The sequence below is a fragment of the Arthrobacter sp. NPDC057009 genome (assembly GCF_042673905.1).
GTDB lineage: Bacteria > Actinomycetota > Actinomycetes > Actinomycetales > Micrococcaceae > Arthrobacter.
In genome coordinates, this window is the sequence record NZ_JBHUSB010000011.1 from 144,328 (window position 1) to 170,685 (window position 26,358).

22 protein-coding genes are annotated in these 26,358 nt (G+C 67.9%); 10 read left to right on the top strand and 12 right to left on the bottom strand.

Translation table 11 applies throughout. From position 1 onward, the window contains the following. Window positions 1–9: 9 nt before the first annotated feature. The 9 genes from ACFTR6_RS13480 to ACFTR6_RS13520 all read right to left on the bottom strand — a co-directional run bounded on the left by ACFTR6_RS13480 (window position 10) and on the right by ACFTR6_RS13520 (window position 10,382). Window positions 10–363 (bottom strand): metalloregulator ArsR/SmtB family transcription factor, encoded by a 354-nt coding sequence (locus tag ACFTR6_RS13480; protein ID WP_087872661.1) that lies wholly within the window; start codon window positions 361–363, stop codon window positions 10–12. 33 nt (window positions 364–396) lie between these two features. Beyond that, the gene (locus tag ACFTR6_RS13485; protein ID WP_377958273.1) at window positions 397–2,187 is read right to left on the bottom strand and encodes an FAD-dependent oxidoreductase; all 1,791 of its coding nucleotides are present in this window, start codon (window positions 2,185–2,187) and stop codon (window positions 397–399) included. 20 nt (window positions 2,188–2,207) lie between these two features. After that, window positions 2,208–3,071, bottom strand: coding sequence for an aldo/keto reductase (locus ACFTR6_RS13490; protein ID WP_377958274.1), 864 nt, complete (start codon window positions 3,069–3,071; stop codon window positions 2,208–2,210). After that, a complete protein-coding gene (locus ACFTR6_RS13495; protein WP_377958275.1) occupies window positions 3,068–3,934 on the bottom strand; it encodes a sugar phosphate isomerase/epimerase family protein in 867 nt (288 codons plus the stop codon). Before ACFTR6_RS13495 ends, ACFTR6_RS13490 begins: the two co-directional genes overlap by 4 nt. Beyond that, window positions 3,931–6,021: an FAD-dependent oxidoreductase gene (locus ACFTR6_RS13500; protein WP_377958276.1), complete on the bottom strand. Its 2,091-nt coding sequence runs from the start codon at window positions 6,019–6,021 to the stop codon at window positions 3,931–3,933. The genes ACFTR6_RS13495 and ACFTR6_RS13500 overlap by 4 nt, the downstream gene beginning before the upstream one ends. A 3-nt stretch (window positions 6,022–6,024) precedes the next feature. After that, on the bottom strand, window positions 6,025–7,188 hold the full coding sequence (locus ACFTR6_RS13505) for a Gfo/Idh/MocA family protein (protein WP_377958277.1): 1,164 nt from the start codon (window positions 7,186–7,188) through the stop codon (window positions 6,025–6,027). A 45-nt stretch (window positions 7,189–7,233) separates the two neighbouring features. After that, a complete protein-coding gene (locus ACFTR6_RS13510; protein ID WP_377958278.1) occupies window positions 7,234–8,604 on the bottom strand; it encodes an MFS transporter in 1,371 nt (456 codons plus the stop codon). A 195-nt stretch (window positions 8,605–8,799) separates the two neighbouring features. Then, window positions 8,800–9,597 (bottom strand): IclR family transcriptional regulator, encoded by a 798-nt coding sequence (locus tag ACFTR6_RS13515; RefSeq protein ID WP_377958279.1) that lies wholly within the window; start codon window positions 9,595–9,597, stop codon window positions 8,800–8,802. Further along, window positions 9,597–10,382: an IclR family transcriptional regulator C-terminal domain-containing protein gene (locus ACFTR6_RS13520; RefSeq protein ID WP_377958280.1), complete on the bottom strand. Its 786-nt coding sequence runs from the start codon at window positions 10,380–10,382 to the stop codon at window positions 9,597–9,599. The genes ACFTR6_RS13515 and ACFTR6_RS13520 overlap by 1 nt, the downstream gene beginning before the upstream one ends. A 206-nt stretch (window positions 10,383–10,588) precedes the next feature. On the opposite strand from ACFTR6_RS13520, the gene ACFTR6_RS13525 reads away from it, so the two are divergent. The 5 genes from ACFTR6_RS13525 to ACFTR6_RS13545 all read left to right on the top strand — a co-directional run bounded on the left by ACFTR6_RS13525 (window position 10,589) and on the right by ACFTR6_RS13545 (window position 16,129). Further along, window positions 10,589–11,917, top strand: coding sequence for an MFS transporter (locus tag ACFTR6_RS13525; protein WP_377958281.1), 1,329 nt, complete (start codon window positions 10,589–10,591; stop codon window positions 11,915–11,917). Window positions 11,918–12,034: 117 nt separating this feature from the next. Beyond that, complete coding sequence (locus tag ACFTR6_RS13530) at window positions 12,035–12,931, top strand: LysR family transcriptional regulator (protein WP_377958282.1); 897 nt, start codon at window positions 12,035–12,037, stop codon at window positions 12,929–12,931. A 160-nt stretch (window positions 12,932–13,091) separates the two neighbouring features. After that, window positions 13,092–13,400, top strand: a complete 309-nt coding sequence (locus ACFTR6_RS13535; RefSeq protein ID WP_377958283.1) for a YciI family protein — start codon at window positions 13,092–13,094, stop codon at window positions 13,398–13,400. 9 nt (window positions 13,401–13,409) lie between these two features. Beyond that, window positions 13,410–14,495 carry a zinc-binding dehydrogenase gene (locus tag ACFTR6_RS13540; protein ID WP_377958284.1) on the top strand — a complete coding sequence of 362 codons (1,086 nt, stop codon included), beginning with the start codon at window positions 13,410–13,412 and terminating at the stop codon, window positions 14,493–14,495. Then, on the top strand, window positions 14,492–16,129 hold the full coding sequence (locus ACFTR6_RS13545; RefSeq protein WP_377958285.1) for an FAD-dependent oxidoreductase: 1,638 nt from the start codon (window positions 14,492–14,494) through the stop codon (window positions 16,127–16,129). The genes ACFTR6_RS13540 and ACFTR6_RS13545 overlap by 4 nt, the downstream gene beginning before the upstream one ends. Before the next feature lie 78 nt (window positions 16,130–16,207). On the opposite strand, the gene ACFTR6_RS13550 is transcribed toward ACFTR6_RS13545, so the two are convergent. From ACFTR6_RS13550 to ACFTR6_RS13560, 3 genes are all read right to left on the bottom strand, one after another. Further along, window positions 16,208–16,795 carry a DM13 domain-containing protein gene (locus tag ACFTR6_RS13550; RefSeq protein WP_377958286.1) on the bottom strand — a complete coding sequence of 196 codons (588 nt, stop codon included), beginning with the start codon at window positions 16,793–16,795 and terminating at the stop codon, window positions 16,208–16,210. Between the two features lie 19 nt (window positions 16,796–16,814). Further along, window positions 16,815–19,256: an EAL domain-containing protein gene (locus ACFTR6_RS13555; protein ID WP_377958287.1), complete on the bottom strand. Its 2,442-nt coding sequence runs from the start codon at window positions 19,254–19,256 to the stop codon at window positions 16,815–16,817. A gap of 143 nt (window positions 19,257–19,399) precedes the next feature. Then, on the bottom strand, window positions 19,400–20,038 hold the full coding sequence (locus tag ACFTR6_RS13560) for a GPP34 family phosphoprotein (RefSeq protein WP_377958288.1): 639 nt from the start codon (window positions 20,036–20,038) through the stop codon (window positions 19,400–19,402). A 169-nt stretch (window positions 20,039–20,207) separates the two neighbouring features. On the opposite strand from ACFTR6_RS13560, the gene ACFTR6_RS13565 reads away from it, so the two are divergent. The 5 genes from ACFTR6_RS13565 to ACFTR6_RS13585 are packed head-to-tail and all read left to right on the top strand — an operon-like array spanning window position 20,208 to window position 26,298. Then, entirely contained in the window at window positions 20,208–21,101 is an 894-nt protein-coding gene (locus ACFTR6_RS13565; RefSeq protein WP_377958289.1) for a MurR/RpiR family transcriptional regulator, read from the top strand. Window positions 21,102–21,160: 59 nt separating this feature from the next. After that, complete coding sequence (locus ACFTR6_RS13570; RefSeq protein WP_377958290.1) at window positions 21,161–22,084, top strand: NAD(P)-dependent oxidoreductase; 924 nt, start codon at window positions 21,161–21,163, stop codon at window positions 22,082–22,084. Window positions 22,085–22,128: 44 nt separating this feature from the next. Next, the gene (locus ACFTR6_RS13575) at window positions 22,129–23,676 is read left to right on the top strand and encodes an aldehyde dehydrogenase family protein (protein WP_377958291.1); all 1,548 of its coding nucleotides are present in this window, start codon (window positions 22,129–22,131) and stop codon (window positions 23,674–23,676) included. Between the two features lie 13 nt (window positions 23,677–23,689). After that, on the top strand, window positions 23,690–24,916 hold the full coding sequence (locus ACFTR6_RS13580) for an amidohydrolase (protein ID WP_377958292.1): 1,227 nt from the start codon (window positions 23,690–23,692) through the stop codon (window positions 24,914–24,916). After that, complete coding sequence (locus ACFTR6_RS13585) at window positions 24,913–26,298, top strand: DUF3100 domain-containing protein (RefSeq protein ID WP_076800179.1); 1,386 nt, start codon at window positions 24,913–24,915, stop codon at window positions 26,296–26,298. The genes ACFTR6_RS13580 and ACFTR6_RS13585 overlap by 4 nt, the downstream gene beginning before the upstream one ends. The last annotated feature ends 60 nt before the right edge of the window (window positions 26,299–26,358 follow it).

Sequence of the window (26,358 nt, forward strand, 5' to 3'; positions counted from 1 at the left end):
GGACCCTTCCTATTCTTCAGTGCGGATGCCCGCTTCTTCAGTGAGGATGTCTGCGATCCGGGCGACGCGCTGCCGCCAGATCGCCTCGTACTCGTCAAGCAGGCGGCGGGCTTTCTCCAGGCCATCGTGGTTGCCCCGCACGATCTGCTCCCTTCCGCGCTTTTCCTTCGTGACGAGGGACGCGCGCTCCAACACCGCCACATGCTTTTGAACGGCGGCAAAACTCATGGCGTAGAGGGCCGCCAGACCGGTCACCGAGTACCCACCCACCGTCACCCGGCGCATGATGTCCCGCCGGGTGGTGTCCGCGAGCGCCTGGAAAAGGCGGTCAAGTTCGGCATCACTAAGCTGATCTACAACCATTTGGTTGTAGGATATGGCCGCCCGCCGCGGGTGTCAATGGGTCTGGAGAGCATCCGCCTCGGCGACTGCCTCCGCGGGCCTGGTCCCGTCGTCCTCGTACTCCACCACGCCAGCCAGGTCGCGGCCTGCCACGTACCCGAACGCGAGCGCCGGCCCCAGGTTGATGCCGCCGGCCGGATAGTGCCCGCCCATCACGCTGGCCTGGTCGTTGCCGGCGACGTACAGGCCCGGGACCGGCCGGCCGTCGTCGTCCAGGGCGCGGGAGCGGCCGTCCACATCCAGGCCGGCGAAGGTGCCGAAGCTCCCGGGCACGATGCGCACGGCGTAGAACGGGCCCTTCCCGATGGGGCCGAGCGAGGGGTTCGGCTTCACCGCAGCATCGCCGCCGTACCGGTTGAACGCCGTGGCACCCCGGCCAAAGTCCGGGTCCTCGCCAAGGGCCGCATGGCGGTTGAACCGCTCCACCGTCTCTTTCAATCCGGCAGGATCGATGCCGCATTTTGCGGCCAGTTCCTCGATGGTGCGGCCCTTCCTGAGGTAGCCGGAGCGCAGATAGGGGAAGAGCGGCACGGGCAGCGGCTTGGCCATGCCCAGCGGGAAGCGCCGCACAAAGCGGGCATCGGCGACCTGCCAGGCCTCCGCCTGCTCCCCCGCCGGCGTGGCCTCGAGCATTGCCGCCACGTAGTCGTAGTACCCGTTGGCCTCATTGACGAACCGCTTCCCGTTGCGCAGGACGCCGATGCTGCCAGGCTTGGCGCGGTCCATGATGTGCGGGAACGTGCCGGTCCGGCCGCTGCGGTACGGCACCAGCGACACCGGGCACCACGCAGCGGCGGATTTCACGTCGGTCCTGAAACGGGCACCCACCGACTGACCCAGGCTGATCCCGTCACCGTTGGCCTCCGCAGGGGCCAAGGTCCAGTGTTCGTGCCCGGAAGGCGCGTGCGGGAACAGCGCCTTCCGGCGCTCTACGTCGTGCGGGAAGCCTCCGGCGGCCAGCACAACTCCACGTGAGGCGTTGATCCGCAACTCCCCTTCTGGAGTTTCGACGACGGCGCCCGCCACTTTGCCTGCCGCGTCGGTCAGGAGACGGCGGGCAGGCGTGGACACGCGGATGTCGACACCGAGCTGGTCCGCCGACTGCAGCAGCCTGCCGGTCAGTGCCGTGCCGTTGACCAGCTGCATGTTGCGCCGGTGCGTCAGCAGATCCAGGAGGTGCAGGCCAAAGCGCCAGCCTGCATGCAGGATCCCGCGCGGATTGCCCCGGGAAGCGGACAGGAACTTGCCCAGGTCCTGCCCTGCCATGATGCCCATTCCCAGGAACGAGGTTTCATACAGCTGGTGCCGCAGCCTGGCGCGTACCTCCGGCCGGATCCGCCGGGCGTTCAGGGGCTTGGGCCCCACGGAGCGGTGACCGGTCCCGGCGCCGGGGAGCCCGCCGTAGATGTCGTTGATGTTGGCGCCGGGAACGAACTGCAGCGCCGTCTTGTCGTGAAAGAAGCCCACCATGTGCGGCACGGCTTCCAGGAATGCGTCCACCCTGTCCGCCTGGTAGTCGGGTCCCAGGACACCGCGCAGATAGGTCCGGAACGCTTCCTTGTCGTCGCTGACACCGGCGGCCTTGGCCAACGGATTGCCGGGCGCCCAGGCCCAGCCGCCTGACCACGCCGTGGCACCGCCGCACACGTCCGCCTTTTCCGCCACCACAACCTTTAGCCCGTGGAAAGCGGCCGTCACGGCGGCGGCCAGTCCGCCCGCGCCGGAGCCCACCACCAGAACGTCGCAGTTCAGCGATGGGGTTGTTGCATCAATCGGGGAAGTCATCTTTTACTCCATCAGTTTTTTCAGTGTCCGAATTCGTCAGAGTCCAGCCGCGGCGGTGCGCCGGTGTCCAGGGCGTCGATGGCTGCCATTTCCGGGGTGGTGAGGGCAAAGCCGAAGACATCGAGGTTTTCGCGCTGCCGCCGGTCGTCGGCGGACCTGGGGATGGCAATACGGCCGGACTGGACCTGCCAGCGGAGCACCACCTGCGCCGGCGTCTTGCCATATTCCGCGGCCGGGCCCATGACGGCGGGGTCGGAAAGGAATCCGCCGCCGCGGCCCAGCGGGCTGTAGGCGGCGGTCGCAATGCCATGCTCCGCATGGAAGGCCAGTTGATCCGACTGCTGGTGTTCAGGATCAACCTGCACCTGGTTGAGCGGAACGTCCAGGCCTGCCGCCTGCAGCTCCCGAAGGTGGGCAGGCTTGAAGTTGGACACGCCCCAGCACCGGATCAGTCCCTCCTCTGCAAGCCGGATGAGCCCTTCCGCCGCTTCGACAAACCGGCCCTGGGCAGGATTCGGCCAGTGGATGAGGAAGAGGTCCAGGTACTCGGTGCCGAGCCGCCGGGCTGCCGCACCGAAGGCCTCGCGCACACCGGCCTTGCTGTGCCAGTGCCGGTTGAACTTGGTGGTGAGGAACAGTTCTCCCCGGTCAATGCCGCTGCGGCGGATCCCCTCCCGAACGGCCTCCTCGTTGCCGTAATTCTCCGCGGTATCGATGTGCCGGTATCCGTTGGCGATGGCGCGGTCCACGGCACTGGCCGCGTCTTCGCCGGTCATGGGCCAGGTGCCCAGTCCTATGAGCGGAATGACGACGCCGGGTGCCAGTTCCGCCGTCGTTCCTGTTTCCGCCGTGGTTGCGGTTGCTTCTGCTGCTGTTTCCCTCATGCTTTTACCGCTTTCGCTGCTGCTGACGCTCTCTCTGATGTAGACACCGGCGCGAGGACGGCGAGCGCGGTCTCCCTCAGCTTCCGGGCCCAGCCGAGCTCGCCCAGTTGCGGGACCGTGCTGTCAGACGGCGCCTCGACACTCACCGGGACGTCCGCGGGAAAGAGGTGCACCAGGGCGGCGAGGTCAAAGCCGCCTTCGCCGGGCACGCCGCGTTCTGAGCGCGATTCCGCCACCAGCGCCGGCCGGTCGGCCGGACCCTGTGCCGGTCCGTCGCACAGCTGCAGCAGGGGCACCAGATCCAGGTTCCCTTCAAGGTCCTGCCATTGCTGCGAGCCCGGGACCGCACCGAAGCGGTTCAGGTGCAGCGCGTCCACCACAATGCTGCAGCCGGCGGCGCGGGCAAGGACCACAGCGGCGGGGATCGAGTTCACCGCCTGGTAGGAAATCGGCTCGAGCGTGGGCACGATTCCGTGGTTCCGGCCGTCCTCCGCCATCTGGGCCAGCGTGTCCGCGAGGCGGGCGGTGTCCGGGTCTGACGCGGCCACGGTCAGCGATGCGGCACCCAGCGCCTGCCCGGCTTCCATCATCGCCAGCCACGAGGCACGCTGGTCGGTGCCGTCCAGCAGCAGGAACTCGATGTCGCGGACGGTGACCCCGGTGTCGGCCATCCGGGCCAGCGTCTCCTTCAGCATCGGCGATCCCGGCTGCAGGTCGTAGGGCCGCTCGGTGGGCGTGACGGCGCGGACGCGGGCGCCGATGAAGTCGAAGCCGGCCTCTGCGGCGATGGCCACGAGCTGCGGCGGGGCGGTGTTGAGGAGGGAGAGCTGGGCCAGGCCCAGCAGGCGGCCAGGTGCGCTCATGATGTTGCTCCGTTCATGCTGAGTTCGCTGTATGTGGGAATGCCGGGACGGTCAGGTTCTGCACCGCCCGCGGCTTCGGCGGCGAGGGCTGCGGCGATGCGCTGCGCTGCGTCATAGCCGCTCTTCACGGCGTTGGACGCAATGGCAGGGGCCGGGTCCGCCACGGTTCCGGCGAACACCACCGGCACGCCGGCAGTCCGGGTCAGGTCAGCCTCGCGGTCAGCCACCGGGACGGAACCGTCCAGCGGCAGCACCGAGCGGGACACCAGGAGGCTTCCCGGCGCGTCCAGCCACTTGTCGGCTCCGGACCCGTCCCGTGCCGGTCCCGAGATCCGGATCCGGCCGCCGTCGTATTCCTCGATCGTGGCATCCAGCCGGATCCGGACCCGCGGGTTCTGTTCGAGCCTTGGAACGGCAAGGATCTTCGCCCGCCGTCCGGATTCCGGTGCCAGGACGTGTTGCGGCCCCACCAGCAGCACCGCGGTGCCACGGTCCGCGAGGGTATCCGCCAGGCTCATGGCCACGGAGTCGGCGCCCCAGATGGTCACAGCTTCCGGAACATCGCCTGACTCATTCACTTCCGGATGGTCCGCCAGCCAGTCCCGCACGTCCATAACTCCCGGCAGGTCGGCGCCCGGAAAGTCTGCCCCGGGACGGGTCCCGCCTGTGGCCAGGACGACGGCGTCGGCTCCGGTTTCCCGGGCCAGCGCCCCTGCGTCGCGGGTATTAATACGGCAGCCCAGCCGCAGCTCGATACCCAGCCGGTCATTCTCGGCGGCGGCCCAGTCGGTGAACCGGTGGAAATCCGGCGTCGATTTCATCTGTTCCGCAAGGGCGAACTGCCCGCCCGGCCGGGCGCCGTCGTCGAACACGGTGACCCGCGCACCTGCCAGGGCAAGTTCCCGGGCGGCCGTAAGTCCCGCCGGTCCGGCACCCACCACGGTGATCCGGGCTCCCGGACGCACGGCCGGCGTGGGAAGCGGCACCCGCGAGCGCCCGACGGCAGGGTTGACGGTGCAGGTAACCTGCCCCTGGCCGAGGGTGTCGATGCAGACGTTGCAGGCGATGCAGGGACGGTAAACCTCACCCCGCAGGACGCCGCCTACAAAGCCGGGGTCGGCGTGTATGGCCCGGGCCAGGCTGACGAAGTCACAGACGCCATCGCCGAGGACCTCCTCGATGACGGCCGGAGTGTTCAGCCGCCCGGCCATGCCGAGGGGAAGCCCGAACCGGCGATAGGCCGCTGCGTAGTCGCGCAGCAGCCCGAGCTCCCATTCACCGGGCTGCACGATCCATTCGCCGGCGTCGTAGCTGCCGGCGGACAGGTCCAGGAAGTCCAGCTGCTCCAGGTGCGCCTTGGCCATGATGGCTACCTGGTCCTCTGCGCTGATGCCGTCCGCCGGGCCCTCCAGGACGGAGACCCGCATGCCGATGATGGCATCCGGCGCGGCATCGCGGACGGCGTCGATGACCAGGTTGAGGAAGTGCTCGGGCGCGGCAAACTCGTCGGTGCGGTGGTTGGAGATCGGCGACGTGAACTGGTGGATCAGGTAGCCGTGGGCGCCGTGGATGTTGATGACGTCGAAGCCCGCGGCCACCGCCCGGCGGGCGGCCGCGGCGTAAGAGGCCACCAGCTCATGGCATTCGCTGGTGGTCAGCTCCCGGGGAACCTCCCCTCCGGCCACCTCACACGGCACCGGGGACGGCGCCACGTTTTTGTGCCCGGACACCGCTGTTTGGGCGGTCCGGCCGCCGTGGTTAAGTTCGACGGCGACCAGCGCACCTTCCGCGTGCAGCGCACCGGTGAGACGGCGCAGCCCGGGAATCACCGCGTCGGTGTGCAGGCCCAGCTGGTGTGTGCGGCCTTTGCCGTCGGCCCGGACGTACGTGGCTTCAGTCGTGACCAGCCCCAGGCCGGCCCTGGCCCGGGTGACGAGGTAGTCGATGTACTGCTCGGTGATGTGACCGTCGGCGGTGCCGTAGTTGCGTTCCATCGGCGCGGAGGCGAGCCGGTTGCGGAGTGTCCGCGGCGTGCGGCCGTTCCGGCCGAGGGTGAGCGGGCGGGCGGCGTGGCGAGTGTTGTTCATGGCTCAGCCTGCAGCTTCCGCCGGGACCCGGGTGCCGCCTGAAACCTCGACGTCGGCGGGCAGCTGGACTCTCGCCGGAGCTTCGGCATCAGCGAAGCGGACCGGGAGCCCGGTGCGTGCGGATTCGTAGACCGCCAGCAGGATCCGCAGCGACTTAAGGGCATCCTTGCCGGTGATGGCGGGTGCGGTGCCTGCCTCCAGCGCCTGCACGAAGTCCCGGACCTGGCTGGTGTGGTGCGGAATCAACTGGCCATTGATGGTGGACAGGTCCACGTTGGGCTCCACGCCCTCGGGGTGGACAGGCTCCACGGTGATCTTCTCCCCCACGGCCCACAGGTCCAGCCGGCCGTCGCTGCCCTCGGGGAATTCAGTGAGCGATGCCGAGGCACCTGTTTCACCGGTGATCCGGAGCTGGATCCCCAGGTTGGGGGACACCGCCGTCGACGCTTCCAGCGTTGCCATGGCGCCGGAGGTGAAGGTGATGACGGCCGTGGCGGAGTCCTCCACCTCGATGTAGTCGCCGTGCCGGTAGGTGTTGACCTTTCCGTAGACCTCCGCGACGTCGCCGAGGTACCACTGCAGCAGGTCGATCTGGTGGATGGCCTGCGTCATGAGGACGCCGCCGCCGTCGTTCTTCCAGGTGCCGCGCCACGCGTCGCGGGAATAGTATTCCGGCGCGCGGTGCAGCATCACGGAACACTGGGCCAGCAGCGGCCGGCCCAGCGTCCCGTCGTCGATCGCCGAGCGGATCCGCTGCGCCGCCGGCCAGAAGCGGCGCTGGAACAGCGCGCCGAACTGCACGCCGGCGTCCTCGCAGGCAGCCACCATGCGCTCGGCCGGCTCCAGCCGCGTGGCGATGGGCTTTTCGCACAGCACATGTACCCCTGCTGCCGCGGCCTTGAGCACCACCTCCTCGTGGGTGGGGTGGGGCGTGCACACCGAGAGGATGTCCAGGCCCAGCGCCAGGAGCTCGTCCACGGTGTTCAGCGCGTTCGGCACGTCCCAGGCACGGGCGGTGGCGCGTGCCCGGTCCGGGTCGATGTCGCACACACCCACCACCTGGACGTTATCCAGGGCGGCGAAGGCCTCGAGGTGGTTGCGGGAGATGGCGCCGCAGCCCACGATTCCGGCTCTGTACGTTCGGCGGGCGGTTGCTGGCGGGGTCATGGTTCCAACTTTCTTTCTGGAGGGGAAGGGGCGGGGAACGGGGAATCAGGCGGACATCCGGCGCTGGCGCGGCAGGCCGAGTTCCTCGAGCGGCGTTCTGTGGGTTTCGCGGGCCGTGGCGATGGCGATCGCGGACACCGCCAGGCAGGCCACCGTGAAGGCTGCCACCGGGACCCAGCCTCCGGGTCCGGGCTGGGCCAGGAGGGTGGCAATGGCGGGGGCGAAGCCGGTCAGGATCAGGCCCACCTGGCTGCCGATGGCCATCCCGGAGTAGCGGACCGGCGCCGGGAACATCTCAGGGAAAAAGACCGTCCAGACGCCGTTCCAGCAGGAGTAGAAAACGGACATGTTCAGGATCCCGAAGGCGAAGATCAGGGGGATGTTGTGCTCACTGATGGCCCAGAAGTACCCGAACGAGGTGACGGCGCAGCCGAAGGCACCCACCAGCAGCACCTTCTTGCGGCCGAAGCGGTCCGAGATGATGCCGGCCAGCGGGATGGTGAACATGGACAGGCCGATGGTGACGGCGTTGACCGTGAGCATCAAGGTCCGGTCCAGCCCGATGCCCTTGCCGGTGGCGTAGGCCAGGGCGTAGACGGTGAACGTGGTCTGCATGACGGAGAACAGCATCACCAGGGCCACCCGCAGGACATCGCGCCACTGGGTTTTCAGCACTTCGGCCGCCGGAATGCCCTTGGGCTTCTTCGTTTCCACCACCTCTTCGAACACAGGCGGCTCCTCCAGCCTGGTGCGGATCCAGTAGGCAACCAGCAGCACGACGGCGGACAGCCAGAACGGGACCCGCCAGCCCCAGCCCAGCAGCTGCTCCTCCGGGAGGGCGGCCAGCGGGATGAACACCACAGTGGAGAGCACCATGCCGGAGGCGTAGCCGGTCATCACAAAGCTGGTGAAGAAGCCGCGGCGTCCTTCCGGGGAGTGTTCCATGGTCAGGGTGGAGGCCCCCGCGGCCTCGGCGCCGGCGGAGAATCCCTGGGCCAGCCTGCCCACCAGCAGGAGGGCCGTGGCCCAGTAACCGATCTGGCCGTAAGTGGGCAGGCAGCCGATGCCGATGGAGGCCACGCCCATGATCACCAGCGTGATCATCAGTGCTTGCTTGCGGCCGATCTTGTCCCCGAAGTGGCTCATGATGACCCCGCCCAGCGGCCGGGCCAGGTAGCCGACGCCGAATGTGGCCATGGCACCGAGCAGGGCAACCACAGGATCTCCGCCGGGGAAGAAGATCTTCGGGAACACCAGCGCCGCGGCAGTGCCGTAGATGAAGAAGTCGTAGTACTCCAGCGTGGATCCCAGGAAGGAAGCCAGGGCGGCCTTCCGCGGGGTCTTTGCCGGGAGGCTTTCCGCGCGTTCCAGGACGGCGGTCTCCCCGACGGGGGTTGGGGGCTGGACGTGTCCCATAGGTTTCTCCTCATTGAGTTTCCAGGGCGGCCCCGCCGAAATCCGGGGGCCGGAAGTGTTGGCCTGCACCGCGTCCGGTGCCTGTGGCTCTGGGGAAAAACACTAGGAGCAGGGAAAAGCATCGCGGCGAGATTTCCCGTTCAATGGGATGCCGGATGGGAAGCTGCCGTCCGGCCAGGAGCTCAGAGCCTCAGGTCAGGCACCTTGGAGCCAGGGCCGTGTGCCGTAGGGCCGCCGTTCGGCGCCCATGGTCCGGGACAAGCCGCGCCCCGCGGCCACCAGCACAGGAAGGACCACCTTGGGATCCTCGTCCGCCGTCGGAATTACGACGGCGATCGCCCCGATCACGCTGTTACCCTCACCAAAGACGGGGACGGCGTAGGCGGTGTTTTCTTCCACCAGCACACCGGCCATGCGCGAGTAGCCGCGCTCCCGGATCAGGGCGAGCTGGGCCCGCAGGCGGCCGGGGTCGGTCTCTGTGGCGGCGGTGGATTTCTCCAGCGGACCCGCCAGGAACCGTTCCTGCACGTCACGCGGCATATGCGCCATCATGGCCATCCCGGAGGACGTGTTGTGGATCAGGAGCCGGCCTGCCACTGCAGCGAGATTGGTGACGGTGCCGTGCCGGTCCAGCTGCTCCAGGTACAGCACGGTGCCTGAATCGACGTCGGGAATGGAGAGTGAGACCTGTTCCCGGACAGCCGCGTGGACCCCTTCCAGGAACGGCAGGCCCCGCCGCCGGAATTCTTCAAGGGGATTACTGCGGGACGCAAGTTCCCACATCTTCATACCGACGCCGTAGTCACCGGCGTCGCTGCGGTTCAGCAGCCCGCTGTCCACCAGGTCGTTGGCCAGCCGGTGGGCGGTGCTGCTGGACATGCCCGTGGCACGGACCAGTTCGCTCAGCGACATCCGCGGACGGCCCTTCGAAAAGGCATCGAGGATCTTCACCACCCGCTGGATGACGGATTCGCCGGAGGGCGAGTTGGCCATCAGGCCCCCCGCAGCCCGGCCGCGCCCCCGCCGTAGTCCAGGCCGATCTGCCGGGCAGCCTCCTGCAGGCGCGGCACCACCGACTTTTCGATGTCCTCGGCCGGCGAACGGTGGGTCTGGAGGGAGACGTTGACGGCCGCTACCATGTCATGGCCGCGCCAGACCGGCACGGCCACGCCGCGCAGCCCCTCCTCCAGCTCCTGCGACACCATGGACCAGCCCCTGGCTCTGGCGCGTTCGATCTCCGTGCGCAGCTGGTCCGGGCTCGCGACCGAGCGCTCGGTCAGTTTCTGCAGCCGGACGTTTTCGAGGTAGGCCTGCAGCCCCTCCTCGGCCAGGCCGCCCAGCAGCACGCGCCCCATGGACGTCGCCCAGGCCGGGAACCTGGTTCCCACGGTGATGGTGACGCTGAGTAGCCGCGGCGAGGGCACGCACGCGACATACACGACGTCGGCCCCGTCCAGCACGCAGAGCGAAGTGGTCTCGTTCAGCTCGGCGGCGAGGGATTTCAGGTGCCGGTCCGCGATGGCCGGAAGCTCGAGGTTGGCCAGGTACGTCCGGCCGATGTCCAGCGAACGGGCCGTCAGCTCAAAGTGGGTCCCGTCCGTGCGCAGGTAGCCGAGGTCGGCCAGGGTGAGGAGGAACCGGCGGGCGGAAGCCCTGGTCATGTCCGCTGCGGCAGCCACCTGGGAGACCGTCAGTCGCGGGGAGTTCGGGGTGAACGCCAGGAGCACATCGAACGCCTTCTCCACCGATTTCACGAAGTAGGCCGGCTGTTCGTCCATGGGCTCCCTGCACTTCAAGCTGCGAACTGTTCCTGACCTACCAAGGATAAGGTCCGCTGCAAACGCGCAAGGGGGGCATACAGAAGCGGATTGTGAGTCACTTCACTCTGCGCTATTCTTTTTCTAGTCGCATATCGTACGTTTGTTCGCGATACGCACAATTCGAAAATCCGGACCCCGTCTTTCAGTGCGGAAGGACCCCTGCAATGACCGAGCTTGCCCCTAATGTCAGCACCGAGGCGCAGCAATACCAGCTGAAGCGTGCCAAAAAGGCCGCCCTCGCCGCCTTCCTCGGCGGCGCGCTGGAGTACTACGACTTCTTCATCTACGCCACCGCGGCATCACTGGTCTTCTCCAAGATCTTTTTCCCTGCAGGCGATGCAACCGTCGCCCTCATCGCCTCCTTTGCCACGTTCGGTGTTGCCTATGTGGCACGCCCCTTTGGCGCCATCGTCTTCGGCCACCTGGGGGACAAGATCGGCCGCAAAAACACGCTCGTACTGACCCTGGTGCTCATGGGTTCGGCAACATTCCTGATCGGCGTGCTCCCGGACTTCAACGCTGTCGGTTACTGGGCACCCGCCCTGCTGGTGGTCCTGCGCCTCATGCAGGGCCTGTCCGCCGGCGCGGAAACCGCCGGAGCCTCCGCCCTGTCCACTGAGGAGGCTCCTGAGGGCCGCCGCGGCTTCTTCGCCAGCTTTGCCATGAGCGGCATCTCTGCCGGCATCGTCCTGGCCTCGCTCGCGTTCCTGCCCGTGGCCGCCATGAGCGAAGCGGACCGCCTCGCCTGGGGCTGGCGCATTCCATTCTGGCTCTCGCTGCTGGTGCTTGTGGTCGCCTACCTGGTCCGGCGCTCCCTTGAGGAGCCTGAGGTGTTCGAGGAAAAGCACGACCACGGCGAACTCGTCAAGCTTCCCTTCGCCAAGATGTTCAAGACGCACCCGGCGCAGTTCTTCCAGGTTGCCCTGATGTCCTTCGAAACCGTCACCAACACGTTCATGCAGTCCTTCGGCCTCGCCTACGCCGTGTCCGTCGGCGTGCCGGCGTCGACCATGCTCTGGGTCAGCATCGTTGGCAACGTCATCGCCATCGCCAGCCAGCCGCTGATGGCCCACCTCTCGGACCGCTTCGGCCGCCGACCGGTGTTCATCACCGGTGTCCTGGGGTCCGGACTGATGATCTTCGTCTACTTCTCGGTCATCTCCACAGGCAACATCCCCATGATCTTCCTCGCCAGCACCGTGATCACCGCCGGCACGTACTCCATGTCCAACGCGATCTACCCGGCCTGGTTCTCCGAGCTGTTCAACGTCAAGGTCCGCTACTCGGGCATGGCCATCGGCCTGCAGGTCGGCATCCTCTGCGCCGGCTTCACCCCCCTGCTGGGCACTGCACTGGTCGGCGCCGACAAGGCCAACTGGGGCCCGGCCGCCTGGATCGTCGCGGCATCCTCGCTGCTGGCCGTGGCCGGCGCGTACTGGGCCCGCGAAACCCACAAGACCCCGCTGCGGCAGCTGGGCAACCCGGTGCGCTAGCTTCCTTCTGGACGCACAGCAACCAAGCGCGAACAAGCAGATAATGCCCTCAGATTGCTAATTTGAGGGCATTATCTGCGTATTCGGACCCGCCGCTGCGGGCACAGGAGGAACTGCATGGAGCTTCGGCAAATCGAGGCCTTCCTTGCCGTGGCCGAGGAGCTGCACTTCGGCCGGGCAGCGCACCGCCTCCGGATGGCCCAGTCGCCGCTGAGCCAGACCATCAGGAAGCTTGAGAAGGAGCTCGGCTCGGAGCTGTTTGAGCGCAGCACCCGTTCTGTGGCGCTGACGACGGCGGGTGTCGCCTTTCTCCCCCACGCCCGCCGGGTCATGGACGAACTTGATCTCGCCCGGCGTTCCGCCGTCACCGAGCCCGGCACGTTCTACGGCCGGCTCAGCATCGGCTTCTCCGGGGCACTGAACCACCGGACGCTTCCGCCGCTGACCAGGGCGCTCCGGCACCGCTATCCGGCGCTGGACCTCACGCTCACCGGCGGACTGCTGACCCAGGACGCGCTGCAGCAGCTCCGGAACGGTTCACTGGACCTCGCCTTTGTCGGGCTGCCACTGGACGCGGGCACGCTGTCCACGCGCAGCATCGCCCTCGAACAGCTGGGCGCCACCGTGCCGGTGGACCACCCGCTGGCGGAGCGGCCGGCGATCGCGCTCGCCGAGCTTTCCGACGACGGTTTTGTCACTATGCGCGCCGCCCAGGGGTCCACGCTCCGCGAGGCCATCTTTGCCGCCTGCGCCGCATCCGGCTTCAGGCCGAGAGTGGCGCAGGAGGTCACCGATCCCTATACGGCGCTGTCGCTCGTTGCGGGCGGTGTCGGGGTGAGCCTGATGCCCGCCTCCGTCGCCACCATCATGCCCGGCGGAACCGTGTTCATTCCTCTGACGGGCACCACACCGCTGCTGGAATCGGGCCTGGCCTGGAATCCGGCAGGCATCTCCCCCGCCCTGGCGGTGGCCCTGGCCGTCGCAGAGGAAGTCCTCCCCACACCTGCCGGCTGAGTCCCGCACAGGTCCCCCCGGGCACCCCGCCCGGCCTCCCGCCGTCGTGCATTATGTGTTTTCCAAACATACTCATAGACCGAATAAGTGTTGGACGCGGCACAATCGTGGTGCCCACCATGGAGGGAACAACCGTTAGCTCAACGATGAGGACACACCCATGGGAACCTTCGCTGTTACCTACGCCTACTCCGCCGCCACGTCCGCGCGACGGGACGAACACCGGCCCCGCCACGTGGAATTCCTGCAGGAACAGTTCGACGACGGCAGGCTGGTGAAGAGCGGCCCCTTCGGGCCCGGGGAGGATCCGGGTGCACTGCTGATCATCCAGGCGGACTCGAAGGCCGACGCCGAAGCATTGATGGACCAGGACCCGTTCTTCCGCCACGGACTTGTGGAGCACCGCAGCATCCGGCAGTGGAACATCGCTTTTGGTGCTGACGCCGCCGCCGGCGCCGCCCGGAACTAGAAGCGCGTCATGCTGATTGCCCGCACCGTCGCCAAGGAAACCATCCGGTACGAGGACGTTCCGGAGCCGGTCCTGGCACCCGGCCATGCCCTGGTCCGCGTCCACAACGTCACCCTGTGCGGCACCGACCTGCACATCTGGGAGGACGACTATCCCGCCGGGCTGCCCGTCATCCAAGGCCATGAGTTCGCCGGCATCGTCGAGGCCATCGGAACCAACGGCGCCGGCATCCGCACCGGTGACCGGGTCGCCGTCAGCCCGATGGTCTACTGCGGACAGTGCCGCCCGTGCCGCCTGGGCCGGTTCAACGTCTGCGAGAACATCGGCTGCATTGGCTGCTACTCGGACGGCGCACTAGTGGAGCTGGTTAGCGTACCGGTGGAGAAGCTGTGCCCGGTCCCCGACGGCGTGGACCTGGATCTCGCGGCCATGGCCGAGCCCGCGTCGATTGCGATGCAGGCCGTAAACCGGGGCCGGCCGTCGGCCGGGGAAACGGCGCTGGTGCTGGGCAGCGGCCCGATCGGGCTGCTCGCCGCGCTGTACCTGACGGACCTCGGTGTTCGGGTGGTTTGCGCCGATACCGAGCCGGACCGGCTGGAGCTGGCCGCCAAATTCGGTGCCGTGGACACGTTCCAGGTGGATCCCCGCACAGAGTTCCCGGGCGCGGACCAGTCCGCCCGGCTGGACGCGCTGACGGATTTAGCCGGGCCGGAGCTGGTCATCGAGGCCACGGGTGTTCCGTCCTCGCTGGAGAACGCCGTGCGCCTGGTGGCGAGTGCCGGACGGGTCGTCCAGGTCGGAATCTCGGCGAGGACCGCGTCCGTTCCCATGAACGCCATCCCCTTCAAGGAGATCGACCTGTTGGGCAGCCGAAACAGCCTGAACCTCATTCCGGCGGGATTGGAACTGCTGGCCAGGCATCAGGACCAGGCCAGGGCCCTGATGACGCACCGCTTCGCTTTCGACAACCTGCAGCAGGCCTTCGAACTGATGCGCAGCCGCACCGAGCCGGTAGGCAAGATCGTGGTGGACATGCCCGCCTCGTCCGCTGCCTGCGAGACGGACACCCCCGCGTTCACGGGAGCCAAGGCATGAGCCGGGCGGCGAATACCCCGTTGCTCACCCCCGCCGGGAATGTCTCGGACACCTACGATGTGGTGGTCGCAGGGAGCGGCGCGGCCGGCCTGGTCGCGGCGATCAGGGCAGCCGACACGGGGCTGCGGGTGCTCGTGGCCGAGAAGGCGGCACTGCTCGGCGGCACCACTGCCGCCGGAGGCGGCGTGATGTGGGCTCCCAACAACCATCTCGGCCGCCGGGCCGGCTACCGGGACAGCCATGAGGACGGCGTTGCGTATCTCACCGCAGCTGCGGGGCACGTGCTGAGCCAAGAGGAGGTGGAGTGGTACGTCAGCACGGCGCCGCGCGCCGTCGCCTATCTCGACGCCGAAACCAGGGTTTCGCTGACGCCGATCGCCCGCCCGGACTATCACATGGAATGGCAAGGCGCGGCCGACGGCGGACGCAGCTTGGACAACGGTGCCTTCGACATGTCGGGGCACCCGGGCCTCGCGGAGGCGATCCGGCCGTCGTCGTATTTTCCGCTGCTGACCATGACTGAACGCGATCGGCTCAACGGCCGGGCGGCGGATCCGGAGCTGCTGGAACGGCGCGCCGCAACGGGCGTGCGGACTATGGGCGGCGCGCTGGTGGGTTCGCTGGTGGTGAGCGCCCTGGACCGCGGCGTGGAGATCGCGGTCTCTGCGCCGTTCGAAGATCTGGCCCGCGATGGGGACAGATGGGTCATGACCCTCGGCGGTGCTGCATCGGGCAGAACGGTGTCCGCGGCCGCCGTCGTCCTCGCGTCCGGCGGTTTCGAATGGAATCCGCGGCTCCGCCAGGCATTCCTGCCGTTTCCCGTGACGCCCATCAGCGCACCGTCCAACGAGGGCGATGGCCTGGAACTGGGTCTGAAGGCGGGCGCCGCTGTGGCGGACATGACCGCAATCTGGGGAGTGCCGGTGATTTCCGAGGCATCACACGAGTATGACGGCGTGCGCTCCGGCCGGATGGGGAACGTGGAAATGACACTGCCTGGCTCGATCACTGTGAATGCTGCCGGGAAGCGGTTCGTGAACGAGGCGCTGAACTACCACGATGCGTGCCGTGTGTTCGCCTCCGTCGACCCGCTGACCGGCCGCCAGCAGAACAACCCGGCATGGCTCGTCTTCGATGCGGCGTACCTGGCGAAGTACCCGGTTGCCGGCTCGCCCGCCGGAGCCCCGGCGGATTGGATCACAGCCGGGGGTTCGCTGGAGGAACTGGCCGAAAAGTCCGGGATCGACCCCGCCGGACTGGCGGCCACGGTGGCCCGGTTCAACGCGGACGCCTCGAATGGAGTGGACACGGAGTTCCACCGCGGCGCAACCCCGCAGGACCGGTTCCTGGGCGACGCCGCCAACACCCCCAACCCGTGCCTTGCCCCGCTCGCTTCCGCCCCGTTTTACGCCGTCCGGATTTCCGCCGGCGTGCTGGGAACCTCCGGCGGCCTGGACACCGACTTCTCCGGCCGGGTCCTCGACCGGCACCGGCAGCCGATCCCCGGACTCTACGCTGCAGGCAACGTCTCCGCCGGCGTCTTCCGCAACAACTACCCGGGAGGCGGAGCGACCCTCGGCTCGGCCATCACCCGCGCCTTCGCAGCCGGCGAGCACCTGGCCGCGCATCTCTGACCGCATCCCATCAAAGCTAAAGGACGACGGCGGGACCACCCGCCGTCGTCGTTCTCTGGGTATGACCGGGCCGTGCGCCTATCTGCTGAGCTGGGCCGCCCCGAAAGAAACACTGAACTGGACGCACCACAGGTCCACGGACCGGTACCGGGCCAGGTCGACGTCATCGGGGATCGCGTACACCTGGTTGCCCTGGTTCCCCTTGATCAGGCCCAGGTCATAGTGTTCTGCGGAGCCGGCCGTGAACCATCCCGCTGTTCCCTCCACCACGTCGGCGGCGCTGAGCCAGACGTGCACATCCGGCCCGTTGGAAGTGTCCAGGTTCTCCAGCGTCAGGACCCGTGATCCGCCGGACTGCCGGACAATCCGGACGGTCCCGGAGGTGGCGTGTTCGTGGCTGATCAGTCGGCCTTCGGCAAGCTGGATTGGTCCGGCAGGCGCCGTGCTGGGGCTTCCGGAAGGCAGCTTCGGGCCGGCGGACGGAGCTGTCCGCTCCGGTGACGGCGAGACCGCAACAGTGGAGGCCGCAACGGTAGGAAGCTGCTCATCCACCCGCACGTCGATGAACAGCAGCCACGGCTTGAACAGCGCGAGTCCCAAAGCCACCACAACGGCACCCGCCGCAGCGGCGATCACCCAGCGGCGCTTGCGTCTGCGCTCCTGCATGCTGCCAATCTACTCCGCATCAACCCACGCCGGGCAGGGACTCCACCGCCGGGACCCTGGCCGGATGGGACTTCAGCCAGGCCGGGATCCGCTCCGCCGGCAGGGGCTTGCTCCAGAGGTAGCCCTGCGCCAGGCGCACACCGAGCCGGCGGAGTTCCGCGAGCTGGGCATTCGTCTCCACGCCTTCGGCCACGACATCAAGGCGGAGGCTTTCCGCCATGCCGAGGACCAGTTCGATGATGGTGGCCCCGTGCGGGTCGGTGCCGAGTTCCTCGACGAAGGTGCGGTCGATCTTGAGGGTGCGGGCGGAGAGCCACTTGAGGTAGCTCAGCGACGAGTAACCGGTGCCGAAGTCGTCGATGGACAGGCCGACGCCCAGGCGGGCCAGCCGCTGCAGCGTTTCCTTGGGCAGGTCCGGCTGGTCCATGAGCACTGTTTCGGTGATTTCCAGATGGACGGCGGCCGGGTCGATCCCGGTGTCGCGGATGGCCGCCTCCACGATGTCGGGAAAGTCGCTGGCCACGAGCTGGCGGCCGGAGATGTTCACTGCCGCCGTGAAGTTCTCCGCGCCCGGGACCTCCGTACGCCACTGCTGCACCTGGTGCAGCGCCTCGCGCAGCACCCAGGTGCCGATCGGCAGGATCAGGCCCGTCTCCTCGGCGATGGGGATGAAGGTATCGGGCATGATCGGGCCGTGCTCGTGATGGTGCCAGCGAAGCAGCGCCTCAAAACCGACGGCGCCCTCGGCGGAAAGGTCGATGATCGGCTGGTAGTTCAGGGACAGCTCATTGCGCTCCAGCGCAAGGCGCAGGTCGGATTCGAGGTCAAGGCGCCCGGTGGCCCGTCCGGTCATGCGCGCGTCGTAGATGGCCGACGAATCCCCGCCCGCGGACTTGGCCCGGTACATGGCGGCGTCCGCCCCCTGCAGCATGGATTCGGCGGTGTCCTCCTCGTCCGCCAGGGCAATTCCCACACTGACGTTGAGGTAGATCTGCCGGCCGTCCACGTCGAACGGCTGCCGGGTGGCCTCCCGTATCCGTTCAGCGAGACCCTGGGCACCGCACATCTGCAGGTTCTCGCAGATCACCACGAACTCGTCGCCACCGAACCGGCCCACCGTATCGCCGGCCCGGACGGCGGCCTTCAGCCGCTCGCCCAGCAGCACCAGGATGGCGTCGCCGGCTCCGTGGCCGATGCCGTCATTGATCAGTTTGAACCGGTCGACGTCGACAAACATCACCACCGGGCGGGCCTCCCCATCCAGGACATCCTGGAGCACCTCGGTGACCATGTACCTGTTGGGCAGCCCGGTCAGCGCATCGTGGCGCGCCCGCCACTCCAGGATCTGTTCCGTCTTTTTCCGGTCGGTGATATCCAGGACCGTGTCCAGGAACCGGATCGGCTTGCCGTCTGCGCCATTGATACTGCGGATCCGGGAATGCAGCCACCGCTGTTCGCCGCCGGGACGGATGATCCGGTATTCGAAATCTGCGAAGCCCAGGCCGCGCCCCAGGCTCTCCCACACTTCCAGCACGCGGTCCCGGTCCTCGTGGTGAATCCGCGCCAAAATGGTTTCCCGGTCCTTCCGGTCCCCCTTGGAGAACCCCAGGATCCGGTCGAATTCCTCTGAGTGCCACGTCTCCCCCGTGGCAACCGTGTGTTCAACGCTGCCGACGTGGGCAATTTCCTGGGCAGCCAGGAGCCGCTCCCGTTCGGCCTCAGCGGCGGCTTTCAGCCGCTGGATCTCGGTGATGTCCCGGGCGATGGCCGATGCCCCCACCCGGACGCCGTCCTGGTCATAGACGGGGGACACGGTCAGTTCGACGTCGATCACTCCCGCGTCCTTGCAGCGCCACTTCGCGCCCACACCCGTAATGAACGTCCCGTTCCCCGTGCGGGCGGTGACGTCCGCGCCGAAGTACGGGCCGTCGTCGGCCGTGAACAGCGAGAGGCTTTGCCCCACAGCCTCCCAGGAACTCCAGCCCAGCATCCTCGCCGCGCCGGCGTTCCAGCTGGTGATCTTCCCGCTGAGATCGGCGCCGATGATGGCGTCCCCGGAAGATTCGACCATGGCGGACAGCCTGCGCAGGATGGCCTCAGTGTGCTTGCGGTCGGTGATGTCCTTGGAGATGGCCACCACCGCGACCGGCACGGTGTGCCGGCCCCTGATCCGGCTGACTGTCACGTGGACCGGGAACTCCCGGCCTGTGCTGTGGCGGACCCACAGTTCGCCTGCCCAGTCCCCGCCGCGGGCAAGCCTGCCAGCCATCTCCCGGTCCGTGGCGTTCTGGCCCCGTGCCTCGGCTCCCAGGATTCCCAGATCCGAGATCTTCAGGCCCAATACTGTGTCCCGGCCGAACCCGTACAGACGCTCTGAAGCGCGGTTCCAATAGGTGATGCGCCAGTCGCCGTCCATGCCGATCACGGACTGGCCGATCTCGTCCAGCAGCAGTGACTGCATGACTAGATCGTCACGGTGTTCCCCCGCCATTGATCCTCCGAATGGTGCTCCCCCATAGCAGCGCGCTACAGCACTCGGACCCGTTTGCTTAAGGAACCGTGGGGGAAGTAAATCAGCATGCCGGGTTTTTCCGCAAGTGCCCGCTACGTGGCCGCTTCCGCCTCGGCGAGCCGAATCATGCGCAGCTCGTCCCGCACCGCGCGGGAGGGCCAATGCTCACCGGTCAACTCCCTGAGCCTGCCGGGACCGGCGCCCGGGAAAAGCTTGTCCATCAGCCCTGCCGCGTGCAGCAGGCCAATCAGGGCCGTTGTCCTGGCGTCCGACGCCGATCCGTTCAGTACGCCTTCGATCCTCGCCAACAGTGCCGCTTTCGGCGCATGGTCCTTTTCCGGGTACCGGGTGGTCCTGAAGACCCCCAGATGCTTTTCGCCGACGTGGGTCACGACGCCGAGAGCCGCCATGCCCTCATAGACGCGGTGCAGTTCGGCGCGGTTTTCCAGCATGGCAACCCACCGCCGAGGACTGTGCGGCCGGGACTTGTCGTGGATCAGCTCCCACTGGTGCCGGAAGTCCGACGGCGGGGGCTCACCTACCGCCCGCACGTACTTTCCGTCTAAGCGGACTGCCCCCAGCAGATCCAGCTCGGCCAGAATCGCCCCGGTCAGTCCCGCTTTAAGAACGCTTGACGGTACTTCCGGCTCGCCGTCCTTGTCATTCGTCGCCAGGAGGAGGAACGCCTGCGGGAGACTCAGCTCCCCTGTGCCCGGTGTTTCGGTGCTCATAAGTTCATGGTGGCGCGGTCTTAACGCTGCTGCAATGGGCCCTGGGTCCGGGTTTCGGAGACGGCAAACCAGAAAACACTTTTCGCAATTCGAATTGCAGAGTACATTAGACGCAAACGCACTTGCAGAGTGATCCGAGTTACAGACCCGTCAAAGGAAGAGGCTGACCTTGAACCCCGACACGGCCGGATTGGACACCAGCACGGGAACCGCCGCCGCACCCGCATCCCATTCCTGGCTCGGCGACGCGCTTCCGGACGTTCCCCTGTCCAAGGCCCAGACCCGGGTTGTCGACGTGATTGCCCGCAACCCGCAGCTGTCCTCGTACGCCGACATTGCGGAGATTGCCCAGCGGGCCGACGTCAACAATTCGACGGTGGTCCGCGCGGCACAGCGCCTGGGCTACCGGGGCTGGCCGGACCTCCAGCGGGAACTGCGGTCGCGTTACCTGGTGATGATTTCCACCGAGGACACGCTGACCGAGCACGGGGAACACCGCAGTCCCCTGCATGATGCGCTCAACCACGACATCGAGAACCTGCGCCTGACCCTGGACTCCAACACCGCCGACGGCGCGGAGGCGGCGATCGCCACCCTGGCCGCGGCCAAGTCCATCATCGTCCTGGGGCTGGGCTCCTTCGCCGGGCCCGCAAGCGTGATGGCACACCTGGGCTCGACCATGGGCTACCCCATCACCCTCGAAAACCGCGGCGCCGTCCACCTCGCCTCCAGCGCCAACGCCCTGGGCCCCGGCGACGTCCTGGTGGTCATCAACATGTGGCGCTCCATGCGGCAGATCATCGTCACCGCCGAGGCCGCCAAACAGGCCGGTGCGAAAGTGGTTGCCATCACCGACATGCGGCGCGGCCGACTCGCAGCCGTGGCAGACCACCTCCTCGTGGTGGCCTCGGAGGGCATCTCCTTCTTCCAGTCCGTCACCGCTGCAAATTCACTGGTCTACGGTCTGCTGGCAGGCATGGAAGCCGCCCACCCGGAGCGCAGCCGCGCAGCCATCCGCCGCACCCAGCAGCTATGGAAAGACCTCGACATCTACCTCGACTGACCTGCAGCCCTGTTTAGCACCCAACCCGTCCCACACACTTTTCTTCCAGGAGCACCTTCATGAACACCAGCACCGACCGCCGCATCGCCGTCATTGGCCTCGGCTCCATGGGCGGGGCGATGGCGGCCACGCTACACAAGGCCGGCTGGCAAGTCACCGGTTTCGACCCCTCCGAATCGGCACGGACCGCCGCAGCCGAGGCCGGGATCGCCGTCACCGCCAGCGTCGAGGAGCTGGCCGGCACCCCCTACGCGGTCCTCTCCCTCCCTGCGGCGAGCGTGGTTGAAGCCACCGTCCCGCAGCTCTTGGCAGCGCCGGGGACCATCGCGGTCATTGACACCACCACCTCCGAACCGGCAACAAGCAAGCAGCTGGCCGCACTGGCCGAGGCCCGGGGCGCAGCCTTCGTGGATGCCCCCGTCTCCGGTGGCCGCGACGGCGCAGCAACGGGCACGCTGAGCGCCTTCGTCGGGGCAACTGACGCCGCCCTTGCCGCGGCGGAACCCGTCCTGCTGGCACTCACGGGCGGCAAGTACAACCACATCGGCGGGCCCGGCAGCGGCAACGTGGTCAAGCTCCTGAACAACGTCCTGGCGGCGGCCAACCTGGTCTCTGTCGGCGAGGCCCTCGGCGTCGCCAAGGCCTACGGCATCGATCCGGCCAAGGCGGCGGCAAGCATCAGCGAGGCCTCCGGCGGCAGCAAAGTCTCCGCAAACATGTACCCCAACTGGGTGCTCTCCGGAACCCACGACTCCGGTTTTTCGCTCGGGCTCATGGCACGCGACGCCGCCCTCGCCGTCGACGTCGCCGCCCAGATCGGCGAAAACCCGTCGCTGCTGGCCGCCGTCGCCGGCCAGTGGCAAGAAGCCCTCGCCGCCCTCGGCCCCCGCGCGGACTTCACGGAAATTGCACGTACCGTCGCTCCGGCCATCACCCCGGCGGGCGCACCCGACAGCAAAAACGGCACCACCGCCGTCGCCTAACGGCCCCACAGCAAACGACCAAAACAAACCAGAGGACCATCACCTTGAGCACCACCACAGCACCCACCTCCTCCTCAGCGGCCACCGCCCGCGCCGTCCTGGATGCGGCCTTCCCCAACGGACTGGGCGCATTCCTTGACGGCCGGACCGTAGCCGGCAGCGGCGAGGGCATCACGCTCACCGCCGCCGCCACCGGCGAGCCCTTCGCCACGTACGCGGACCCGGGTGCAGAGGGCGCCAACGCCATCCTGGAAAGCTCGGTGGCCGGCGCCGCCGCCTGGGCCGAGCTGAACGGCTTCGAACGCGCCGCCATCCTGCGCAACGTCAGCCGCACGGTGGAGGACCACGCTGAAGAGCTTGCCGTCCTCGAGTCCGCCACCGCCGGAAAACCCATCCGCGACGCCCGGGTGGAGGCGGCCAAGGTTGCCGAGATGTTCGGCTACTACGCCGGCTGGGCCGACAAGCTGACCGGCCAGACCATCCCCGTTCCCGGCCCCTGGCACACCTACACCGAGCGCGTACCGTGGGGCGTCATCGTGGCCATCACGCCCTGGAACGCGCCGCTGTTCACCGCCGGCTGGAACTCCGCCGCCCCGCTGGCCGCCGGCAACGCGGTCATCATCAAGCCCAGCGAATTCACGCCCGCCTCCACCGTCCGCCTCGCCCAGCTGGCGCATGAAGCCGGCCTGCCCGCAGGCGTGTTCAACGTGGCCGCAGGACTCGGCCAGACCGTGGGCGCGGCCCTCACCAGCGACCGGCGCGTTGGCAAAGTCAGCTTCATCGGTTCCGTCCCCACCGGGCGGCGCGTGGCCGTCGCGGCAGCACAGGCCGGCATCCCCGCGCTGCTGGAGCTCGGCGGCAAGAGCGCCAACATCGTGTTCGCGGACGCGGACCTGGAACGCGCCGCCGACGGCGCCATCGCAGCCATCTTCTCCGGCGCCGGCCAGTCCTGCGTCGCCGGCTCACGGCTCCTGGTGGAGCGCAGCGTGCACGCCCGGTTCGTCGAACTGGTGGCGGACCGCGCCGCCCGGCTGCGCGTCGGCGACCCGCTGAGCCCGGACACCGAGGTGGGCCCCATCATCACGGCCCAGCAATTCGCCACCGTCACCTCGCTCATCGAGGCAGGAATGAACGACGGCGGACGCCGGGTTACCGACGGAACGCTTCCCGACGCTCTGGCCGGGTCGTCGCTGTCCGGCGGCCACTGGGTGATGCCCACCCTGCTCGATGGCGTGACGCCGCAGAACCGGCTCGAAACCACCGAGGTCTTCGGGCCCGTCGTCGGGGCCGATGCCTTCGACTCGGAGGCCGAGGCCATCGCCCGGGCCAACAACACGAACTTCGGCCTGGCCGGCGCCGTGTGGACCTCGGATGTTTCACGTGCTCACCACGTTGCCCGCCAGGTGAAGGCCGGCACGTTCTGGATCAACTCGTACAAGACCATCCACGTGGCGGTGCCGTTCGGCGGCTTCGGGGACTCCGGCCACGGCCGCTCGTCCGGCCCCGGTGTCCTGGACGAGTACACGCAGACCAAGGCCATCTGGGTGCCGACCCGTGCGGCAGGTGCCCCCTTCCCGTCCCTCTCCTACTAAGGCCGGCATACCCATGGAACTGAACGAGCCAACGCCTGCCCTGCAGGCCCACCGCACCGCGCTGGCGGAGGGCGTCCGCAACTGGAAACCGCGGGTCCTGGCCATGGCGCAGCAGATCCACGCCCTCAAGGAGGTGTCCTTCGAGGAGGTCCACTCCGCCCGGGCGGCGGCAGACCTGCTCGCTGAGGGCGGCTTCGAGGTGGAACACGGAACAGGCGGACTTCCCACCGCGTTTACCGCCACCGCCGGCAGCGGCGACCTGGTAGTGGCCCTGTGCGTGGAATACGACGCACTGCCCGATATCGGACACGCCTGTGGCCACAACCTGATCGCGGGCGCCTCGGTGGGCGCAGCCCTCGCCCTGCGCCCGCTCGTCGACGAGCTCGGCATCACCCTCAAGGCCATCGGAACCCCCGCCGAGGAACACGGCGGCGGCAAGTCGCTCCTGCTGGAACAAGGCGCCTTCGACGGCGTCAGCCTCGCCCTCATGGTCCACCCGGTCCAGGACGGGGTGACGTACAACCCGGCTGGCACCAGCGCCCAGGCCGTCGGCCGCTACCGGGCGACGTTCACGGGCAAGGCAGCCCATGCGGCAGCTGCCCCGCACCAGGGCGTGAACGCCGCGGACGCCGCGGTGCTGAGCCAGGTCGCCGTCGGCCTGCTGCGCCAGCAGATCCCCGGCGACCACCGCGTTGCCCTCTATGTCGCAGAGGGCGGACACGTCACCAACATCATTCCGGAACGGGCGGTGGTGGAGTTCGAATGCCGGGCCTTTACCCTGAAGGAATATGAGGCGCTGCTGGAACGCGTCCGCCGCTGCTTCGAGGGGGCGGCCCTCGCCACGGGCACCACACTGGCCATCGAGGACACGGAACCCCTGTACGAACCCCTGATCCAGGACGACGCCCTGGCGGCGCACTGGACCGAGGCCATGGACGTGTTCGGCAAGGACACCTCCCCGTCGGCAGGCATCAGCGGCGGCTCAACGGACATGGGCAACATCTCGCAGGTCATCCCGAGCCTGCATCCCTGGCTCAGCATTCCCGGCGCGGACGTTCCCATTCACTCGCACGCTTTCGCCGCGCTGGCAGACTCCCGGGAGGCCTACGCCGTGATGTCCGAGGCAGCCACCGCGCTCGCCTGGACCGTCGCCGCCGCGGCCACCACATCCACCGAAAGGGCACGCCTGATCAAAGCGGCCTACCGCCGTCAGACGGTTACACAGGAAGGCACATCATGAGCACCAGCACCACACCCGCGCGGACAGACCGGGCTGGTGCCCGGCTGACGCTTCCCATCGCCGCGCTGGCCTTTGTCATTGCCCTGGCGGTCCAGCTGATCGGCCAGGCCAAGATCGACGTCGGCATCGGCGCGATCGTCATCTTCCCCATGGTCTGGGGTCTTATCCTCGGCCTGCTGGTCTCGGTCCAGAAGTTCAAGCCCCTGGGACTGGACCTGCAGCGCGTGGCCGCCGCCCTGGTCGGTGTGGCTGTGCTGCTCCTGGTGGCGCGGCTGGCCTTCAACATCGGCCCCAGCCTGCCCACCCTGCTCAAGGCCGGTCCTGCACTGCTGCTGCAGGAGGTCGGGCACCTGCTGGGCACCATCGCGCTGGCACTGCCGCTCGCCGTCCTGCTCCGCATGGGCAAGGCCACCGTGGGTGCGACGTTCTCCCTTGACCGGGAGCCGTCCTTCGCCATGGTCTCCGAAAAGTACGGCCCCGACTCCGACCAGTACCGCGGCGTCCTGGCCATGTACGTGTTCGGAACCCTGTTCGGCGCCGTGTACATCACGCTGCTGACCTCTCTCATCTCCAACTGGAAGATCTTCGACCCCCTGGCCCTGGCCATGGGCGCAGGCGTGGGGTCCGGATCCATGATGGCGGCCTCCTCGGCCAGCATCATCGCCGCCTACCCCGGCGACCAGGAGGCCATCCTCGGCATGGCCGCCATCTCCAACCTGATCACCACCATCCTGGGCGTCTACGTCGGCATCTACCTTGCCCTGCCGCTGGCGGACCGTTTCTACCGGGCGCTGACCCGTAAGCAGACCCGGGAGGAGGCAGCGGTCACGGCCGGCGCCCCGTCGCAGCACACCGGCGCCGAGCTCGCCGATACCGACGCTGCAGCGGAGGCCCAGGCCGAAGAGAACCGCCGGTTCCGCGAACGGGTTGCCGAATCCTCGGCCGCCATGCACCTGCCGCTGTGGCTCTCGCTCTCGGTCCTCACGGTCCTGGGCATCGGCACGGCCTCGATCGCGGCCAAGGGATTCAGCCTGACCATCGTTGCCGGGTACGCCATCATGCTCGCGCTGGTGCTGGTCAGCATTGCCCTGGCCAAGCTCACCAAGAAGATCTCGGCGATCGTCTACATCACCACCATCGGCGCCTACATCTCCAGCCCCTGGTTCTTCGCAGCCGGGGCGCTGAACGGGCCCATCAAGGCGGTGGACTTCCTGTCGATCGCCACGGTCATGCTGACGCTCGCCGGCCTGTCCCTGGGCAAGGACATCCCGCTCCTGAGAAACATCGGCTGGAAGATCATCCCGGTGGGCCTCGTCGCCATCACCGCATCATTCCTGCTGTCCACGGTGATTGCGGAGTTTGCCCTAGGGCTTTGGCACTGAGTCTGTAGCGCTGAACAGCACAAAAGGGAGCGGACGACGGCGGGAGGTCCCGCCGTCGTC